Consider the following 19,807-nt stretch of genomic DNA (forward strand, 5'->3'; position numbering starts at 1 on the left):
CGGTTGTCCTCACAAACCATCGATGATCAACGCGGTGGCCGTCTTCACGCCCACGCCACGCCCAACGCCGAAGCCAAGTGACGTTGGAGTATTAGTAGATCGGCTGCTGGCCATGTTGGTGCATCTGCGGCATGGGCTGACCCACGACGTGATCGCGGCCTGGTTCGGGGTGCATCGCTCGCCGATCAGCCGCAGCATCGCCGAGATCAGATTCCTGCTGGCCGAACGCGGCTGCCGGGTACGCGACGGTTCCGGCTCCGGACCCTCTCCGACGTGGTGGCCCACCTCGGGTAGCACCCGCAGGCGTTGATGGACGCCACCGAGGTGCGGGTGCGCCGTCCCGGAAGGGACTCGAACCCCTAACCTTCTGATCCGTAGTGAGAAGCGTCAATGTTTAAGGCGATCAGTCCAGTCCGGTCCGGCAGCGTCCAGCCCAATCCGGACGCGCGTTATTGCAGGTGCGGGGTTAGCGCTATGAACATCAATCAAAGAACCACTTGTGAATAGAGTCCAAAATCCAGCGTAGTCCAGCCTACCCACCCCCAGTTCCCCGACGTCCGAGCACCCACGGAGCACCCATGCGTGCGCCCGACCGGTCCGGATCAGGGTCGGGGGCGAGGGCCGCGCTTCGCCGAGCCAGGGAGTCGCTGGAAATCAATGTCACTTCAACGTGATGAAGCGACTACCGGTTGTGCAAGTTGCGACTTTCGGAGCAAACCTCGCCTACCCACGTTACGGGGTCGCGCCTCCATACGCCGAGGTCTAGCTTCGGGCAACAGGTTGTCCGTCTCTCCAGCGGACCAGCCGCTGGAGAGACGGACAGTTCGCAGCCGTGGTGCAGCCACACCCCGGCCGCAGTCGCCCTCATTCTCCTGTCCAAAGGAGGTTCCATGAGGACATGTACAAGGCTACTCGCCAGCGCGGTAGTCATCGTTCTCGGCGTGTCCGGGCTCGCGAGCCCGGCGACCGCCGGCCCGTCCCAGCAGATGCTGCGCGATCCATCGCTCGCCTCGTTCCAGGGAAGTACGATCGATCTGTCCAAGAGTTGGGAGGGCGCGCGGGTCTGCGCCGTCCTGTCGCGCACCGAGGTGCGCTGCTACGCCTCGAACGAGGAGGCCAGCGCTGACCTGGCTCCTCGCTCCACGCCGACCAACACGGGGCGCGGCGGTGGCCCCATCAGCACCCTGGCGTGGCACGGGTGCGACAACGACTGGCTGTGCATCTACGAGCACGCGGACTTTGGAGGCCGCCAGCTCCAGTTCAATGAGGAGTACTGGCACGATCTGGACGAGTGGGGGTTCGTCGACCAGACATCGTCGTGGGTCAACAACCAGGGTGGCAGCTGGACCGGGTGTTCCGGCAGCGACAGCGGCACCCTCGGTGACGGGGCCGGGGACAACCGCACCATGACGGACTGCACGGCATCGGCAAACCTCGGCAGCTACAACGACAGGGCCGAGGACATCCACGGCTGATGCCTTGAGTTGACCAGCACGGCCTCGAGTGTCGGGTGGGTGGCGTCTCCACGACGCCACCCACCCGACCTGCGTCATCGGGGCATCGGCGCGTACTCGGCGACCAGGTACGACCGGTAGGAGATCACTGCGGGAATCGTCACGTTCAACTTCCCCGCCGTCGTGGTCAGCATCTCCTCGTATCCCCACAGCCCGCCGGAGCGCGGGTCGACGATCACCGTGTACTGGGCAGGCAAACCGTGCGCGCTAGACGTGATCGAGAACGCCTCCCCGACACGGCCGGCCCGGTCCGTGACGGTCCCGGTCACCGTGATGCCCGGCAGGTCGGCCAGCAGACTGAGCACCGCCGCCCGCTGTGCCGGGTTCAGCAGCCGCACGCCAGCGAGTTCGGCGACATCCTCCAGATACTGCACTGGCGCTTCGTGCGTGGACGCACCGGTGGTCAGCCACCCGCGCAGCGTGGCCGCGTCCGTGGGCACCGCACCTGAGAAGCGGCTAGAGAATCCGCCGGCCCCGAAGTCCCGCGTCTCCTGCGATGAGTCGACCCGGCCGCCCCGCCGCTGCCACTCCCGCCGGTCGGCGTCCGACCGGAACGTCGGGGGCAGTTCCTTCTTGACCATACGGCCGGCGTCGTCGTCGCCCCGCCAGGAGCGCCACTGCTGCGGAACGACAGCCGACGTCGTCCGACCGCCCGAAATTGACGAGTTCAGAAACCAGTTCGCCGACTCCAGATGCTCCACCGTGCCCGCCGGCCGATCGAGCGCCGGCTGCGCCGCCGCCACCGCGGCCAGACGCCGCAACCTGGGGCCAGCCGCCTCCGTGCTCGCTGGCGCCCCGTAGATGAGAACCGCAGGGGTGGCCGCGTACGCGGGCTGTGGCTGTCGAAGCGTCTCCACTGCCACCCCGCCGGCAGCCACCGCCAGGACCGCCGCCGCGGCAGCCACCCACACGACGCGGCGACGGGACGTTGCCCACCTGGCCGCACCCTCCGAACGGTCGGAGGCGAGGATGCGGGTCAGATCCCGCGCGCGCCGCTGCTCATCGGCAGGCTGGATACCCTGCGCTGGATCCAGATCGCTCAACATCTGACGCACGTCCTTGACGGCGTTCATCGCTATCCACCCCAATTCGACATCGACGGAACTGTTCGCGGTGCCTGCCCTGTGCCGTCGCCGACCGCTTCCAGGTGCGCCCGAAGCCGCCGCCGGGCCCGCATCAGCCGCATCGCGTACGCGGCCCGCGACTGCCCGAGGACGACCGCGGCCTCGGCAACGGTCAACCGCTCCCAGGCCACCAGCCGCAGAACCTCCTGATCGGCATCGGCTAGGCGGCCGAAAGCGACCACGATGTCGCGCTGGCTGGCTACCTCGTCCGCGTGATCCACCATCACCGACAGGTCCGGCTCCGCCGTGACCCGCAACGTCAGCGCCCGCCACCGTCGGCGGCCCCTGGCCTCATTCGCCAGCACCAGCCGAGCCACCCCGTACAACCACGGCAACGCCGACCCGGACGGAACATCACCCAGACGTCGCCACGCCACCAGGAAGACCTCGGCCACCACATCACCGACGTCAGACCCGACGACCCGCCGAGCCACGTACCGCCACACGTCCCCGTGATGACGTTCGTACAACTCGGTGAACTGCTTCTCCGCGACGTCCATGGCACCTCCTACCGTGCTTATGTCCACCACGACCTCCACCATCACACCCAGAAACGAGGGAATCACCCAATTCGCCCCAGGTTCCCTCGGTGCTCGCAGGAGGTAGATGGCGTGGGCGTGGCGGGGAAGCATCGGCTGGCTCTGGGATCGAGGCTTCTACGAACCCGTTGCGTCCTCCGGGCTGGCCCAGGCCAGGGTCGAATCCCGGCCCACGCAATGAACTGAAGGCTCTTGCGAGCGCCGACCGGCACGAAGTCGATGGAAATCGTGAACCAGCCCGGAAACCGATTTTCACCCAATCTCCCTGGGTGAGGGTGTGACCACCACCGACAAAGGGAGAAAGCGATGAAGAGCCACGGTGCTGTCGTGAAGCGGTGCGGCTGCCTGGACCCGGCCACCAGGCGGACGTTGGGCAAGAGCTGCCCGAGGTTGCCGGAGCTCGATCATGGAAGTTGGTACTTCCACTGCTCCACCCGGAATCTGCTCGGCCAGGCCGAGCGGGTACGCCGGGGCGGGTTCGCGTCGGAGGCCGCCGCGCGGAAGGCCCGCGACGAACTCCTGATCCTGTCTCGCGAGCAGCAGGCCGGCCGGTCATGGACGGTTACCCGGTGGTTGCGCTACTGGCTGTCGACCAGGACCCGGATCCGGCCCACGACCAGAATGCACTACACACGCGACGTCGAGCGTTTCCTCATCCCCCACGTCGGGCACCTGATCCTCGGCGATCTGACCTCCCGGCAACTCAACGCGGCGTTCACGCAGATCGCCGCCACCCGCAACCGGTCCGGCCAACCCCAGACACCCTGCACGCTGCAGCACGTCCACACCACCCTGCGCGCCGCGCTCAACGCCGCCATCCGCGAGGGCCTCATCGTGGACAACCCCGCCCGGCGGGTGGAGCTACCCGTCCAGGAGCGTCCCCTGCCGCGGCTGTGGACCGAGAACAGGGTCGCCGAGTGGGAAGCCACTGGCGAGCGGCCGTCCGTCGCGGTCTGGACACCAGTCCAGCTCGCCGCGTTCCTCGACTACGTCCGCGATGACACCCTGTTCGCCCTGTGGTGGCTGATCGCCCTACGCGGCCTGCGCCGCGGCGAAGCCGCCGGCCTGCGCTGGACCGAGATCGACCTCCCGACCCGTCAGCTATCCGTCGTGCGACAACGCACCACCGCCGGCTACGACGTCCACGAAGGCCCACCCAAGTCCGCCACCAGCCGCCGCACCATCGCCCTCGACCGACACACCGTACGAATACTGCGTCAGCACGCCGAACGGCAACGCCACCACCGCACCCGCCGTACCGGCGGCGGGAAAGTCTGCCACGACAGCGGCTACGTCTTCACCAGCCCCGACGGGCTACCCGTCCACCCCGGCTACCTCACCCAACGCCTCCGCCTCCTGGTCGACCGAGCCGGACTACCCCCGATCCGGCTACACGACCTCCGCCACGGCGCCGCCACCCTCGCCCACACCGCCGGAGCCGACCTCAAGACCATCCAACACCAGCTCGGCCACGCCACGATCCGGATCACCGCCGACACCTACACCACCAGCCTCCCCGCCACCCAACACAAAGCCGCCGAAGCCACCGCCCGCCTCCTCCTCAACGCCAGCAAACCCGGCACCGAGACGCGACCACCCGTCAATCGTCACGATCACGGGAAGCGATGCCCGCCAACAACCGCAAGGACGGGGTTCATCTCTGAACGGGACCAGCAGATGCCGCAACGGGCCGAGAACAAGAGCGACATGCAACCAGAGCCCTTGGGCCGCCGCAGACGCAGACGCAGAACTCGCTGATCGACCCGTCGCCCATCGGACGGCCTGCCCGGAAGACAGGAACGCTTCGCTTGCTTCCGGGCAGGCCCACGCCCACCTCGAAGATCAGGCCTGGTAGGCCCCCACCAGGGACGCCCTGACCCGCACATGCTGCAGGAGCAGCTCGGCCGACGCCCGTACCGCCTTCTTGGCCATCTGCTTGAACACGCAGATGTAAGTCTCGATGGTCGTCAGCGGGGTGTGATGGCCCATGTCCTCCTGGATCTGCTTCAGGTCCGCCCCGGCCGCCGAGGCGATCCCCGCGGCGCCGTGCCGCAGGTCATGCAGCCGCACCGGCGGCAGATCCACGTCCTTGACCAGCTTCGCGAAACGGCGAGTCAGCCAGTCCGGACGCACCGGCCGCCCATCATCGTGCACGAACACCCGCTGCTTCGGGTCGACCCGACCGAACCGCCGACGTTGCCGATGCCACAGATCCGTCAGCAACCGCACGCTGAACTCGTCCAAGGCCAAGGTCCGCACCCCGGCCGCCGACTTCGGCGGACCCAACCGCTCCACCCCACGCACCACGACCACCTGCTCACGGATGGTCAGTTCGCCATCGGCCAGGTTGATGTCCTCCCACCGCAACCCGGCGATCTCGCCCCGGCGCGGCCCCCGCAACGCCACCAGCCACCACAACGCGAACAACGGATCACCCTGCACGAACTCCAGGAACCGGCCTACCTGGTGCAGCCCCCACACCGCCACCCGAGGCCGCACCCCCGTGTCGTTCCACGCCTTCTCCCGCTCCGCGTCCCACACCACCGCCCGCGGCCGCGCCCCGTTCGGCAGCCGCAGCCCCCGACCCGGATTCCGGTCGATCACCCCCTGCCGCCGCGCCGCCGACAACGCGCTACGCAGAACCGCACGAATACCGTTCAGCGTGCCCGCAGAAATCAGCCGTCCACCTCGGACGTGGTGGTGCGAGATCCGGTCCATCGCCCGCTGGGCATCCCGGGTACGCAACTTCCGCATCCGGACGTGGCCCAGCTGCGGGATGAGGTAGTCGTTCACCAGGCCGCGGTAGTTGACCATGGTCGAGGGACGCAGTCGCCCCTCGTTCTCCGACAACCAGAACTCCAGCCAGCGCTCCAGCGTCCACATCCCCGCCGCCTCGTGCCCCGGCACCTGCCGCAACGCCCAGCAGGCCCGCTCGGCCCCCGCCCGACTGGCGAAACCACCGCGACGCACCCGGACACGCCGATCGTCAACACCCGTCAACTGCACCGCGAAGTACCAACGGCCATGGTCGAAATCGGCGAGACGATCGCAGCGCACACCCATCTGGCGACCGGTCTGCTCGCACCGACAGCCGCACCGCCGGTACACCAGGCCCGCTTCGTTAGCCCTAGCCACTCATCCCCCACGACACCGGGACAGGCTAGACCGCAGGCACACCATGATCATCAACCGAGTGGATCATGGTGCTCAGACAAAGAGGCGGATCCGCATCATCCCTCCGCGAATCCGCTGCGCATCAACCCCGTCAGGCCAGGTCAACACGGCTCTGCCAGGCTCGGTATGTGGGTCACAGACGTGACCCACATACGACCCACACCGACCCGAAACTCAGCGGCAATCATGAATATTGCCTGGTAGAACTTGTGCGCCCGAAGGGACTCGAACCCCTAACCTTCTGATCCGTAGTCACATGCTTCAATGCATAAAGTTATTAGTCCAGCCCAGTCCGGCCACGTCCAGCTCAATCCGAACACGTTATTGCTGGTGCGGGATTAGCGCGATGAACATCAATAAATGAAGCACTGGTAGATAGAGTCGAAAATCCGGCGCAGTCCAGCCTGACCACCCCTAGTTCCCCGACGTCCGAGCACCCACGGAGCACCCCGATCCATCCGACCAGGGCCGATCCGGTCGGGCGCCAGGGCCACGCTCCTCCGACGCGGGAGGGCGCTGATGGCGGACCGCGGCGCTCTGCCCTCCACCCGCAAGCGGTACGACAAGACGGTCCTCGGCGTGAAGCGCACTGCGCAGCGCCCGACGCGCTGCCACCGGGCGGAGGAAGCCTGCCCAAGGCCGGCCGCCCTCCCGGCCAACCGCTCGACGGGTTGCCGCCCGCAAACATCGCTCGTACCGTCGCGAGCTTGCCGTTCAAGGGCTCCCCCGTGGCGACCCCTGACCAGCCCCGATTCAGCAAGAGTCGGTTGGTCCCGCCTACGATCGCGGGCACGCCACCCTGACCGGCCAGCGCGAACCGCCTTCCGCCCAGGTGGGCATAGATCAGTCGCCGTCAGGTGCCCCGCGCACCGCAGGTGCGACGCGCATGCGGGTGGGCGCGATGAGGTTGGGTCGGCGCGTTAAGGTGCCGGGTGATCCCGACTACCGCAGGGCCGGCACCCAGACGGCGAAACAGGAGAAGTTGATGGCCGCCAACCTCCGCAACACCAAGCTCTTCAAGGAGCGGCTCGCCCAGCTTGAGGAGGAGACGAACCGGCTCGGGGTGGTCTTCGCGCCGGCCGAAGCAGCGGACCTCCTGGCGGAGCGCGTCGCCTTCACCGCTGCGCAGCTCGGCGTCACTGAACGCACCGCGCTACAGAGCTACATCACCCCGCACAACATCTCGCTGCTGGCGAAGGTTCTCGGCGAGCGCGCCGCCACCTACCGCGACGTGATGGCCGAAGCCGAGCCGGTGACCATCACCGTGCCAGACGCGGGACGGGTGATCGCCGCACTCGGCATGGTGTGCAAACTGGCCACCGAACAGATTGGGAAGGATCCCGCCGACGCCGCCGGTCTCCTCACCGACGCCGCCGACGCGATCGTCGGCATCGGCGCGGAGATCAGGACCAGCAAACGCGACGAGCCGGTGACCATCAACGGAAGAACGCTGGTGTACTCGCGTGCGGTGCTCACGCGCGCCATCGGGCGGCTCACGACTGGCATCTGGGAGTGCCCGTGCGGGGAGGCACACCGGCCCGGCGGGAGTCCCTGCACTCTGGTGCAAGGGCTCACGGCCGACCTCAACATCGTCGGCGGCTGGCTGGCCGCGCCCCACGAACGGCCCGGTGACCAGCGGTAGGCCTCTGAACGGAGACGCCTCCCGGCGACGAGGGCTGTTGCGTTCGCGGTTCGACGGACATGGCGAGCCGCGTTGGCGACTGGAGTCAGATCGCCTGGGTCAACTCGGTGAGCGCTGCGGCGGCTTGCGCTGAGCTGCCACCTCGCCTGGTGACCATTCGTGTCAGGCTGGAACTCATGGACGGCGATTACCGCGACCTCGACGCATCACCCAGCGAGCGGGAGCTGCAGGTCTTGCACCTGTTCGCGACGCAGAGACGCAAACTGGAATTTCTGGCAGCGTCTCGCTGCACTCATGACGGGCGACTCCTGGCTGGCGTCTGCCGGCTATCCGACGGCTTGTGGGCCTGGCACTCGGGCAGCCGCCTGTCGCCATCGGCGAGCCGAACCGAGGTAGCGTCCTGGCACCTGGACATGTTCGACAGCGAAGAGTTCACCCCAGAGATCTATCGGCAGGCTGATCACCTGGCCGATGAGATTCTGGGCGACGCCCCCCGTTATGAAAACCCGGCTACGGTGGTGCAGATCCTCGACTGCGACAGCGACGGTGTTGTGCATGTAGGACGTTGGCGCGGCACCCCCCATGCACTGCAGTTAATCGCCGGTGGCCTCCCCTTGTTCGAGCACGCCTCGTGTAACTGCCGTCGGTCGTACCAGGTTCAAATGCTGGCGCTGATCCATGCCGGTGTCAGGGCGGATGCCGGCACTCTCCGGCGGGGGATTCACGTAAAGACTCTGCCAGTAAGGCATGGAAGATCCGCAGGCGTGACTGGCATGGCGTACCTACTCACCGACAGGGGAGTGGAGGTGACTCTCGATGAGTGATGACCGCGAAGCCGAAGTCCTCGCTCTGATCGCCCAAAGTCGGCAACGTCTGACCCGGCTGGCGGAGAGCCGCTGCGTCAAGGACGGTCGTCTTCTGGGCGGCACCTTCCGGCTGCCAGACGGCATCTGGGTTTGGTCCGCAGGACGTCGGCAACCGCCACAAGTAGTACGGCACGAAGCCGCAGCCTTCCATCTCGATGCTATGGATGACTGCTCGACCGACGAAGAAGTCCGGGCCTGCTACGACAGTGCCATCGAGGCCATGGCCTCCGCCACGAGGCAGAAGGCCAGCCCTTCGGTCATGAAGATCGACATCGTGGGACCCGGACGATGGTCATACGGACTGACGCGGCCGTTCGCAATGTCGATCGTCAGCGGCCCCAACTTCACCGTCACCGAGGTGTCTTGCGGCTGCAGGCGCCAGTACTACCTGGACGTCTACGCGCTCACCGCGACATCTATCGGCCGCACGAAGGCTGAGACACAGCCCGTCCACGTCCCACTCCTGCCACCCGACCTACCAGAACGGCATGCCCAGGCTTTGCTATAATCGCTCTCGTAGGCTCGAGCGTGCTTCGCCGCCCCCGTGAGATGAGCACCACGGACTAAACCCGAATTGGGGATAGTCGTGCATGCTCTCATTCCAGTGCTGCTCCTCGCTGTTGTAGTAGTCGCGCCCGTCGGAGCCTTCTTGGTGATCGCTCTGGCCTCCCTACGCGGCACCACTCCAGCCGACCGGCCGAGGATCCTCCGTGAACTCGCCGCCATGCTCGCTTGGCGTAGCGGGCAGGCGCCAACCGATCGGCAGCGCCAGCGGAAGATCCGCTAGCGCCTCGTCATCTCAGCCTTAAAAGAATGACCTATTTCCACGGCCGATCATGCGGGCTACCCCTGGCCGATCATTCCCGTTGCAGGAAGGTTTGATCAATGGCCAAGGGTAGCCTTGCGATCGCAGACACTGGCTCTCCTATCGCACGGCGACCAGGCTATTGAACAGGGCCAACGCGCCGCCGCTGGCCGCGAGCACGGCGGCGGTAGCGGTTGGTGGGTCAGGTGCGTGAATTCTCTGGCCGTCGGTGGGCTGGTGTCTCGTGGTCAGCTCCCCGCATCGGTTGGCCACGCTCATCGGTCTAGCCGGAGAGCCGGTCGCGTCTACGCGCGGTGGTCATGTTATCCACCTCGGCCAGGAGACGATCGACGGCTTTGCCGCAGTAGAGCTCGTGGCCGAGGCCGGGATGTCGGTCCGTCGGGTGTGGTGCGTCGGGGTAAGTGCAGCCGCGGCCCATCCTGCTGTCTATGGGTGCGATCTTCGCTCTGCTGCCTGGTGTCGTCGATTTGCTACCCCAGATCGTCACCGGCGAGTGCACCCTCGGCGCGACGTGGCTGACCTACCGGTTGGGTGAGCGACAGCGCGCCCGCGAGCGCGAAGATCGAGGAGCTGGGCCAGGAGCTGTTCGAGGCGGTAGGCACCCTGCACCTGGCGCTGCGGGTGTACGTGCCGGCGCACAACTCGTGGCAGCCGGTGGAATCCACCTTCGTCAACGAGTGGGCCGGACTGATTTGCATCTCGACCGATTGGGTAGCGGCGTTACCCACGCGCAGGACGTGATGCGGGGTGCGCTCGAGCGCCTGACGCAATACAACCGCAGCCTGCTGACCCAGCTCAATGAGACGAGGCGCGAGCTCACCACGCTGCGGGAGGATTCAGACCGGGCGGCCAAGGTGGCCGGGTAAGCGGTCTTCCTCGGTAGATATGCGGACGGAAGCGTGAATATCTATGCCGACCGGCGACGTCTGCGCACCCGGGTGGCGGCCGGGCTGGAGCCGGGCCACCTCTGCCGTGGCGAGACCGTGCCGCCTAAACCAGCCGTCGGCGAACACCAACTATGGCGCGCCCGGCAGTGGCAAGTCGCGAGGTGCAAAGAGTCGGTCGCGCCCGGGTCCGCTTTCTTGCCAACGCCGGTGTGCCCGACCCCGCGCCTACAACCCTGGCCAGCATGGCGCGAACCCCGATGCCACCACCTGCATCCGAACGCTGAGGTCTGTAAGAATCCGACGATGCCTGATGCCGACACACTTCCGGAGCTGCGTGACATCGTCGGCAGAATCGCCCACCAGATTGGTCAGGCAGCCACCCGCAAGACACTCGACGACGCGTTGCTCCGGGTCGGCCTGCCCGCGTCCACCGCCGGTGACACCAAGGCAGAGCGCACGGACAGCAGCCTCGCCGCGCTCGCAGACGACCGACTGATCGAGGCAGCACGCACAATGCTGGCCGCGTCTGACGGGCTGGACGCGGACCGGCGCACCCTGCAGGACTTGGTGTGGGCTACGGAGAATCACCCGCGCATCCCGAAACGGGCAAGGCGGGAGATCGCGCGGGCACTGACTGGCAGCGAACTCAACGACTACTACCCGCGGTTCCGGGCGTTGCTCGGAAGCCTGTTCGACCTCGGCGGCGGCGTGCTCTGGGGCGGGCGGGACCTCAGCGTGGGAGCACGGATCGACCGGCACTTTCAATTCAACCCGGATTGGACCATGGAGGAGGTGTTCGATGCGGTCGGGGCGATAGACGGGAGCTCCGACCGACGGTTCGGGCTGCTCGTCCAAGGAATCACGTCGAGTGGGACCGTTCCGGACGAGGACGCGCAGCGCCGCCTCGTCGCTCAGATGAACCCACCGCTGACGGCCGCAGGCTTAGAACTTCGGGAGACCGGAACCGCTGACGGCTACCCAGTGTTCGAGGTGGTGGCCACCCGGTCGCGGAAGGGCCGACCGAAGAACCTGATCTTTGCCTCCTCCCGGAAGCCGGACCTGCGGCTGAGCGACGCGATCGACAACGAGATCGAAATCCTCAGCGACCCGGCCGAGGTGCTCGTCTACGACCGGCCGATTACCGCCGATGGTGTCTTGTGGCGTGACCTGCAAGCCTGGTTCAAGGAGACCCACCGGCTCGGCAGCGATCAGGATGCCAAGACGCAGCTGTACCGGCGGCTACGGCAAAGCCTGCCCGAGAACTCGCCCCCGCAGCGGCTGCTGTTCGACCTGTATTACGAGATCCACGGCGCCGCCGTGCATTACCTTCCCGCCCTACTGCCCGAGGTCTGGCTGTACTGGGACCCGCAGACAGTCAAGATGCGTGGCCCCGCCGCGCTGCTGCAGCTGCGTATGGACTTCCTCCTGCTCGTTCCCGGTGGCGGCAGGATCGTGCTGGAGGTCGACGGCCGCAACCATTACGCCGTCGAACGACGGACCGCCCAGACCGGGCAGCAGTGGATCGCCGATCCGCCCACCTACGCTCGCACCATGGCAGGCAGCCGTAAGCTCACCCTCGCCGGCTACGAGGTGCACCGCTTCGGAGCTCACGAACTGCTGGATCGGCGCCAGGGGCGCGTCACTCTCACGGCGTTCTTCGCCGACTTGTTCCACCGCCACCATGTCATCACGCCTCTGTCTCGCGCAACGCCGTCGTAGCCTGCGGGGCACGCTGACCTGCGGTGACCTGAGGTGGGTTCTGTCGTCCGGAGGGAGACGCTGCACGCTCGTAGACTCGCGCAGTGGACGCAACGTGGGCTGCCGATCAACTCAATGAGTTCGCTCGAATGATCGACCGGCTGTCTGACCTGGAAATGACGTCGCGCCGCGACACCGAAGAGGAGCGCGACGACCTCGACCGCGAGGTTCGGCGCCAAGAGCCGATCATGCGGCTGGCCGAGAACACGATTCGACCGGGCTTGGGAGACTACTCGTCGGAGTACGACGAGTGGCGCGGGCGGTGGTGGAACGCGCGCAATGCGGCGTTGCAGGCCGCGGGGCTGTACCAGTATGGCGAGGAAGCTCGCCGCCGGCTGCGGCCCGACGCACCAGACCTGGTCGCCGACCAGTTCCATCCGTGGGTCTGGGAGGCAGCGCGTCCATTCTGGGAGAGCGATAACCGGACCGAGGCCGTGTGGGTAGCCGCGCGGGCCGTCAACGGCCGGCTCCAGCAGAAGCTCGGCCGGCACGACCTCGGGGAGACGAGGCTATGCCGCAGCGCCTTCAGCACGAACGATCCCAAACCGGGTGAGCCACGGTTGCGCTTCGCTGGTGACCGCACATCCGATACGTGGAAGAGCCGCCAAGTGGGAGCCGAGAACTTCGGCGTGGGGTGCTTCAGCGGGATCCGCAACCCGGTCGCGCATGAGTCCGACCTTGTCTTGGACGAGCCGGTGGTGCTCGAACAGCTCGCGGCCCTGAGTCTGTTGGCGCGGTGGATCGACGAGTGCGTCGTGGAGCACGTGGCCTAGCTGGCGCGACGACGGCGGTTGCCTGATGCAGACCGAGTGGGTCAGCGCCACCAGGGCGTCCACCCCAGCCAGGAGAACAATCCGAGCCCCGGCGGTGCCGACGGTTCCGCCGAGGATCGTGGTGAGGGCAACCATCCAGCCGCGCTTGCGTAGCCTCGCCCACCAGTCCTGCTTGGCCGAGGGGTCTACCGCAGTGCCGTCGCGGCCGGTGAGGGAGTTGTGGCTGCCGCTTGCGGATCGGCTGCCAACCACGCTGGACTCGGCGCCACTGTCGGTCCGGCTGCCGATAACGTGCAGCTATAATCGTGGTCACGCATGGAGTTCGGGACAGTACCTGAACCACCGCGGATCACCGTGTCGAGGCATGGAGCGTCGGACCGCGCCCTCGCCACCGCCTCCCAATCCGTTCGCCACGCCTTGACCGCCTGCGGGCCGTCATGCGAGAGGACTTGCCCCCGTGACCATCTACTCCACCCACCCGAACCGCGGAAAGACCCAGGTCCTGGCCTCCTACCGCACCCCCGACGACGACATCACCAGCACCACCGTCACCAGCTGTGACGACCCGATCCTCGCCCGAACCGTTGTCGACGCGCTCAACCGCATCTCCGCCTGCGCCACACTTCCGCTGTGCGTCTTCGATCGGCGTGGCAACGACTCAAGCCACTACCCGGCCGGCCACCTCGACACGTTGAGCGACCCGACGGCACGGGCCGGACTGCTCGTCGGCACCCACAGCCTCTGGTACGAGCTGGTCAGGTTCGAACTGCACGCCGCGTTCACCGACCTTGACCAGGCACTCCACGATGCCCCGGCCCCGGTCCAGCTCGCCATTACCCAGGAACTACAGGCCGAGGCCCGCGACCTGCGCGCCGAGCTGCTCTACTACAGCGAGAACGTCGAACCTACGACACCGGTTCAGCGATCGTGGCAGCGCTCGCTTCCGTTCGTCGCTCACGAGGGCGGCATGTCCGAACTCGAAACATCGACTAGGGAGTTGCTTGACCGACAGGAGGATGGCGCTACCGATGCGTCTCTAGCCGAGGGTGTCGAAGGGCTACGGACACTCCTGAGCGCCTACCAGCTGACCGACAATCAGAACGCGATGCTGGACGTGTCGGCGCTGTCGATCCTCGATGACCCGTCATGGGGCGACGGCTATTACCTGTCCGTCGACAGCCCCGTACCAGGCGGGAGGCATCCGCACGGGTGGAGTATCCACCTGGGCCGGTGGGAACCGGACGATCCCGACGACGAAGACAGCGGCGACTCAACCGGCAGCGCGGTCGTAGTCTGCGATCTGCGTACCGCCCCCAGCGTCGCCGACCTTGTGCAACTGCTCAGACTCAGCGCCGCTGGCACCAGCCAACACGAAGCCTGGGCCACCACACCGGTCGGCGACCCGCTCACCGGTACCGGCTTCATCGTCACCAGCCGAGACAACTCACGTAAATAGGGGTCGAGCATCGTTTCCGGGACAAGTCACGTAAATGCTGACTGAAGGCAGGACCACCGAGGACGCGGCCGAGCAAGCGATCGAGGGCCTCACACGGGAAGTGTCCGGGTCTGGGCCCTGAGCCGGAACAGGCCGGGTTGCGTGGCGCACCCGGCCCACGCCACCGCAGGACTCCCGAACAGGTACGGGGTCGCCTCGTTGATCGCCTGCATGGGTGTGCTCGCGGAGTGACGTACCCGGGCCGCTTGCTCGGTACAGTTCGTCCACTGAGGCCGGACTTGGGGAAGGACGTGTGCGCAGGTGGATGCGGCTAATTTTCGGAGCTGGTGCACCGTAGGGACGCCCATCCCCACCGGCGACCACCGCGCTGGCCTAATCCAGTCGTACGACGACAGTGCCGGGGTTGCCGCGCTCGCCGCCGCGCTGCCGGCCGTGTATGCCCCATCGCGGGCCCTCGCAGCGATCGCACAGCGGCAGCAGAAGGACGCCCTGGCGAAGTACCTGCGCAACAGGCTGCCCACCGAGAAGCCCGCTCGGTCCGGGGACATGGGTGAGATCCTCGCGACCGCCTACCTGCATGAGGAGGCCAGGTATGTGGTGGGGCCGAGCCGACTCATCCACCGCGATCATCAGGAGTGGGCGATGCGGGGCGACGATGCGCTCGGGGCGAAGCTGCACACCGACGGCAAACCAGTCATCGTCAAGGCGGAAGCTAAGAGCCGGACCAAACTCGGCAAACCCACCGTCGCCGAGGCCCGCGAGGGTCTGTCCCGCAACGAGGAGATGCCCTCGCCGCACTCGCTCACGCAGTTCGCTGACCGGCTTCGGGGAACAGCTGACGACGATCTGGGCAACGCCATCATCGACCTGCTGCTGGACGACGGCGTCCGGCCCGACCGGGTGAGTCACCTGATGTTTCTGTTCACCAGTGGCGACCCCAGTACCCAGGTGGCAGCAGATCTTCAGGCGTACTCCGGTCCGGTGCCGCAGCTGACGATCACCTTGCGGGTCCAGCATCATCAGGAGTTCATCCGGGACGCCTACGAGATGGTGATCGCGGATGGCTCGTGACGCCCAGGAGCTGGCCGCCCAGCTGACGGCGGCCACGGACGCCGGCTTCCGTGGCCGGCTCCTGGCCCGGGGACAGGCCCAATCGGTGATTCGCCGAGCCGGAATTCTGCCCCCGGGTGCGCCCCAGTTCAGCACATTCCTGGACGCCGACCTGCTCAACTACGGGTACGCGCTGCTGTCTACCAGCCTGTTGCTGGTGGAGGCCGGCGGCGATGACCTCGTGCCGGAGCAGATCGCGGCGGCACAGCGGGGATTCATCCAAAGTTCGTACGCCATCGAGGCCGCCACCCGCAATGCGGCACCCAGACCTGACCTGGTTTTTCACCACCTCATCGCCGGTGCGGCCAGCCATCTCGGCGGCTATGCCGCCCGCGCGTACTCGCTGATCCAGGCGAGCCGCACGTCTGACCGGCTGACCCTGATGGAGCAGAGCCTCGCGGATGTGCTGATGCGCGACCTGGGCGCCGTGGAGCAACGGACCCTGTTGCTGCGCTCCTCGCCGCAGACCACCGAGCAGTCCCTGCTCGCGGCGTTCACCGGCGCAGAGATCGGCGCCAGCGCGGATCCCGCGTCGGAGCAGGTCGGCCCCGTAACGCTCCTGCTGAGCGAGAACTACCTGTCCGCGGTCACGGCCGCCCTGTTCGCGATCGAGATCGGCCGCCGTGACCTGCTCGACGTCGCGCTGCAACAGCTGCAGCTCGGTGAGCAGGCATCCTCCGACGTGAACGCGCCCGGACCCTGGTGGGTCCACCGCCTCACCCGGCACTTGCTGGACGGCCTATTCGGCAACAGCCTGGAAACCAACATCCCGCAGGACCCACCGCCCGGGGCGGATAGCCACGTCGAACACTGGCGCTACCTGCGGCGCACCTTCGTCGCCTCACTACTGGCCCGCGAACGCAGCGAGATCGATCTGTGGCCCTCTCAGCTCAACGTCGTGCACCACCTCTTCCAGGACTCCCGGGACCTGGTCGTGGCGCTGCCGACCAGCGCCGGCAAGACCCGCATCGCCGAGCTGGCGATCCTGGCCTGCCTGGCCCGCATACGACGGACGGTGTATGTCACCCCGCTGCGCGCCTTGTCCGCGCAGACCGAGATCGTTCTCACCCGGACCTTCGCGCCGCTGGGAGTCCGGGTCTCGTCGCTGTACGGCAGCATGGGCAGCAGCGACGTGGACGAGGACACCCTGCGCACGGGGCAGATCGTCGTGGCGACCCCGGAGAAGCTCGACTTCGCGTTGCGATCCGATCCGTCCTTGCTCGACGACGTCGGCCTGGTCGTCCTGGACGAGGGACACATGATCGGAGCCTCCGAGCGTGAGGTCCGCTACGAGGCCCAGATCCAGCGGCTGCTGCGCCGCCCCGACGCCGACTCGCGCCGCATCCTGTGCCTGTCGGCGGTGTTCCCCTCAGGCGACGAACTCAGCGACTTCGTCGCCTGGATCACCCAGGACGAGCCGCAGGGCCTGCACCACGAGAAGTGGCGGCCAACGCAGCAACGCTTCGGCCTGGTCGAGTGGCTCGGCGACCATGCCCGCCTGACGATCACGTTCGGCCCCGATCAGTCGTTTATTCCCCGCTACTTCGAGGCGAAGACGCCGTCCGGCCGCCGCCGCAGGCCGTTCCCGGCCGACCAGCGCGAACACGTCATCGCCACCGGCTGGCGGCTGGTCGAGGAAGGCCAGACCGTGCTGGTCTTCTGCCCCCAGCGCAACTCGGTCGTACCCTATGCCAGCAAGATCATCGATCTTCATGCGCGCGGTTTGATTCCCTCCGTGCTGCCGCCCGGCATCGACCTCAGCGAGGCGCTCGCCGTCGGCGCTGAATGGTTCGGATCGGACGACCCGATCCTGCAATGTCTCAAGCTCGGGGTGGCCATCCACCACGGAGCGCTTCCGGGAGCGTTTCGGCGCGAGATCGAACGGCTGCTGCAGCGGGGCAACCTGAAGGTCACCATCGCGTCGCCGACCTTGGCCCAAGGCCTGAACCTGTCCGCGTCGGCCGTACTGTTCCACGGCCTGCGCCGCGGCAGGGACCTGCTCAAGGGTTCCGAGTTCGCCAACGTGATCGGCCGCGCCGGCCGCGCCTTCGTCGATACCGAGGGCCTCGTCCTCTATCCGATCTTCGACTCGAGTCAGGCCCGCCGCCGGGACTGGCTCGAACTCAGCAGGGGCGAGGCCGGCAAGACCCTGCAATCAGGGCTCATCGGCGTTGGTACCGCCCTGCTGCAGCAGATGCTTGAAGCCTATGGGGTGATGTCGCTCGACCCGCTGCTGACCTACCTGACCGGCGGGCCGGACTGGTCCCTGCCGGTGGCCTCGTACGGCACCGCTGAGCAACATGCTGCTGACGCCGCCGCCTGGCGATCCAACCTGGCGCTGCTCGACATCGGCATCCTCAGCATCGTCGGTGACAACGACCAGGACGCCGTCGCGGACGCCGCGACGCAGATCCTGGCCGATGCCCTGCGCGATTCGCTGTTTGAGCGGCAGCTGCGCCGCTACGACGCCACGTGGCAGGCCGCCCTGCGAGCCGTGGTGTTCGGCCGGACCAGGTACCTGTGGCAGACCGCGACGGCCTCCCAGCGCCGCGGCTGGTACCTGGCGGGTCTGGGTGCGCACGCCGGCTCAGAGCTCTCCCGGGTATCCCGGGACATCATCGCCCTAGCCGGCCAGGCGGAGGCCGCCATCGCCGACGGCGAGTACGACCGGGCTGCCGACGTGATCGTAGCGATCGCCGGCATCGTGTTCGCGATGGACACCTTCGCGCTCAAGAACCCGCTCGGTAACTGGGATGACGTGCTGCGGCACTGGGTCCACGGCACGGCGCTCAGTGACGTCACCGGCGACCGCGTCGAAATCGCGCAGTTCATCGAGGACGATGTGATCTACCGGCTGGTCTGGGGGATGGAAGCCGCCCGCGTCTACGAGAACGCCCAGGACAACAACGCCGCCGACGCGCTGCTGGGCACAGCGGTGACCGCGATCGAGACGGGAACGTTCCGCCGAGAGGCCTCTCTGCTGATCCGTTCTGGGTTCGACCACCGCTTGGCGGCCATATCGGCGGTGACCCGCACCGGCGCCACCTTCGACTCGGTCGCCGGCATGCACCAGTGGATCGAGAATCTCGACCCCGCACTGGCCCTCGACCCGCGCTGGCCGACACCCGAGTCACGCTCGGCGTGGGAGGCGTTCGCCAGCCCATCACGAGTCCGGCGCACCCGCCGGTGGTGCAAAGAGGAAACCCATGACGTGCCGGAGGTCGCCTGGCATGCCACGGTGCCGCCGAGCGGGACGTGGCTGCGGGTCACAGACACCGGAGCAGGCCGGATCGAGATCTGGTCCACCGGATTCGACCTGCTGGGCGAGGCCTCCGTGGGTCTCAACCCCGACCGGCAGGGCGTCCTGCGCGCTCAGTCGCTACCTGCGGCCGGGGGCATCCGCCTGCGCTACCGCGGCCCCAACGACCTGTTCCCGCCTAAACCGGATACCACCCGGTGAGACAATGCGCGGTATGGCCGCCGGGTCTGCGGTCAAGACGGCGGGTCGTCGAGTCTACTGAGCTGCGTCAGCGCTTGCGGGACGGCGCCGAAGCGATCCTTCAACGGGGCGTATCGCAATGCTGGGCACACCCGCCCGAAGATCCACATTCGAGTGGATCAAGATCCGCCTCCTGTGAACCAAACGGGGCCGCGAGGCGATAGGCAGTCGGGTCTACGGCTGGCGCCGCTCGAGCTCAGCTCTGCCTCTGTCGGTCAGGGTTGCACTGCTGGACCAAAACTCCAGGCTTTCGAAGCAGAGGATCAAGCCCTCGTTGCGTAGGCCGCGGATTAGGTCCCGCCACAGCACCTCCGGGTGTCCAGACGGTCGGCCTTCGGGGAAGAACTCGGAAAGCGGCGCCGGCTCGCCCGGATGCTCGGAACCGTACTGATCGAGCCATCGGAGGAACAGCAGACGCCCGACCTCACGGCTGACAGCGCCCGCCGTCGTGCCCATGGGCTTGCCGTTCTTGTCCACGAGGTGCGCGTGGTCACCAGGATGGATCTCGATATGCAGCTCAGGCCAGGGCGAACCCTCTCTGGTCAGAGGTTGATTCGAGAGGTTTCGTCCGCCGAGGGTTTGACCGGGGTTTCGGGGGCTACTCGAGGAGCTAACTGGACGGCGGCGATGGAGCGAGGC

General features: G+C 67.1%; 16 protein-coding genes. 12 read left to right on the plus strand and 4 right to left on the minus strand.

The features are described 5' to 3' along the window. The coding region (locus tag ACIG87_RS31620) for a transposase family protein (protein WP_396855285.1) at window positions 1-310 on the plus strand (310 nt) is incomplete at its 5' end. Between the two features lie 631 nt (window positions 311-941). Continuing rightward, on the plus strand, window positions 942-1,475 hold the full coding sequence (locus tag ACIG87_RS31625; protein ID WP_396855286.1) for a peptidase inhibitor family I36 protein: 534 nt from the start codon (window positions 942-944) through the stop codon (window positions 1,473-1,475). 74 nt (window positions 1,476-1,549) lie between these two features. Here ACIG87_RS31625 and ACIG87_RS31630 read toward each other — a convergent pair whose 3' ends face one another. Both ACIG87_RS31630 and ACIG87_RS31635 read right to left on the minus strand, forming a co-directional pair. Beyond that, a complete protein-coding gene (locus ACIG87_RS31630) occupies window positions 1,550-2,587 on the minus strand; it encodes a CU044_5270 family protein (RefSeq protein ID WP_396855287.1) in 1,038 nt (345 codons plus the stop codon). Window positions 2,588-2,589: 2 nt separating this feature from the next. Further along, window positions 2,590-3,138, minus strand: coding sequence for an RNA polymerase sigma factor (locus tag ACIG87_RS31635; protein ID WP_396855288.1), 549 nt, complete (start codon window positions 3,136-3,138; stop codon window positions 2,590-2,592). 345 nt (window positions 3,139-3,483) lie between these two features. Here ACIG87_RS31635 and ACIG87_RS31640 point away from each other — a divergent pair, with 345 nt between their 5' ends. After that, window positions 3,484-4,935: a tyrosine-type recombinase/integrase gene (locus ACIG87_RS31640; RefSeq protein ID WP_396855289.1), complete on the plus strand. Its 1,452-nt coding sequence runs from the start codon at window positions 3,484-3,486 to the stop codon at window positions 4,933-4,935. An 84-nt stretch (window positions 4,936-5,019) separates the two neighbouring features. On the opposite strand, the gene ACIG87_RS31645 is transcribed toward ACIG87_RS31640, so the two are convergent. Further along, window positions 5,020-6,147, minus strand: coding sequence for a tyrosine-type recombinase/integrase (locus ACIG87_RS31645; protein WP_396855290.1), 1,128 nt, complete (start codon window positions 6,145-6,147; stop codon window positions 5,020-5,022). A 1,189-nt stretch (window positions 6,148-7,336) separates the two neighbouring features. On the opposite strand from ACIG87_RS31645, the gene ACIG87_RS31650 reads away from it, so the two are divergent. The 9 genes from ACIG87_RS31650 (at window position 7,337) to ACIG87_RS31690 (ending at window position 19,129) form a co-directional block, all read left to right on the plus strand. Next, on the plus strand, window positions 7,337-7,993 hold the full coding sequence (locus ACIG87_RS31650; protein ID WP_396855291.1) for a hypothetical protein: 657 nt from the start codon (window positions 7,337-7,339) through the stop codon (window positions 7,991-7,993). Window positions 7,994-8,142: 149 nt separating this feature from the next. Next, complete coding sequence (locus ACIG87_RS31655; RefSeq protein WP_396855292.1) at window positions 8,143-8,817, plus strand: hypothetical protein; 675 nt, start codon at window positions 8,143-8,145, stop codon at window positions 8,815-8,817. Next, window positions 8,810-9,367, plus strand: coding sequence for a hypothetical protein (locus ACIG87_RS31660; protein WP_396855293.1), 558 nt, complete (start codon window positions 8,810-8,812; stop codon window positions 9,365-9,367). The genes ACIG87_RS31655 and ACIG87_RS31660 overlap by 8 nt, the downstream gene beginning before the upstream one ends. An 849-nt stretch (window positions 9,368-10,216) precedes the next feature. Next, the gene (locus ACIG87_RS31665; RefSeq protein ID WP_396855294.1) at window positions 10,217-10,426 is read left to right on the plus strand and encodes a hypothetical protein; all 210 of its coding nucleotides are present in this window, start codon (window positions 10,217-10,219) and stop codon (window positions 10,424-10,426) included. Window positions 10,427-10,875: 449 nt separating this feature from the next. Next, on the plus strand, window positions 10,876-12,291 hold the full coding sequence (locus tag ACIG87_RS31670) for a hypothetical protein (RefSeq protein ID WP_396855295.1): 1,416 nt from the start codon (window positions 10,876-10,878) through the stop codon (window positions 12,289-12,291). A gap of 83 nt (window positions 12,292-12,374) precedes the next feature. Then, window positions 12,375-13,103: a TIGR02391 family protein gene (locus ACIG87_RS31675; protein WP_396855296.1), complete on the plus strand. Its 729-nt coding sequence runs from the start codon at window positions 12,375-12,377 to the stop codon at window positions 13,101-13,103. Between the two features lie 457 nt (window positions 13,104-13,560). Further along, on the plus strand, window positions 13,561-14,559 hold the full coding sequence (locus ACIG87_RS31680; protein ID WP_396855297.1) for a hypothetical protein: 999 nt from the start codon (window positions 13,561-13,563) through the stop codon (window positions 14,557-14,559). Window positions 14,560-14,859: 300 nt separating this feature from the next. After that, window positions 14,860-15,630, plus strand: a complete 771-nt coding sequence (locus ACIG87_RS31685; RefSeq protein ID WP_396855298.1) for a Hachiman antiphage defense system protein HamA — start codon at window positions 14,860-14,862, stop codon at window positions 15,628-15,630. Further along, window positions 15,620-19,129 carry a DEAD/DEAH box helicase gene (locus tag ACIG87_RS31690; RefSeq protein WP_396855299.1) on the plus strand — a complete coding sequence of 1,170 codons (3,510 nt, stop codon included), beginning with the start codon at window positions 15,620-15,622 and terminating at the stop codon, window positions 19,127-19,129. Before ACIG87_RS31685 ends, ACIG87_RS31690 begins: the two co-directional genes overlap by 11 nt. 213 nt (window positions 19,130-19,342) lie before the next feature. Here the strand turns inward: ACIG87_RS31690 and ACIG87_RS31695 are convergent, their stop codons facing one another. After that, complete coding sequence (locus tag ACIG87_RS31695) at window positions 19,343-19,645, minus strand: hypothetical protein (protein ID WP_396855300.1); 303 nt, start codon at window positions 19,643-19,645, stop codon at window positions 19,343-19,345. Between the last annotated feature and the right edge of the window lie 162 nt (window positions 19,646-19,807).

Source organism: Micromonospora sp. NPDC051925 (assembly GCF_044548625.1).
Classification (GTDB): Bacteria; Actinomycetota; Actinomycetes; order Mycobacteriales; family Micromonosporaceae; genus Micromonospora.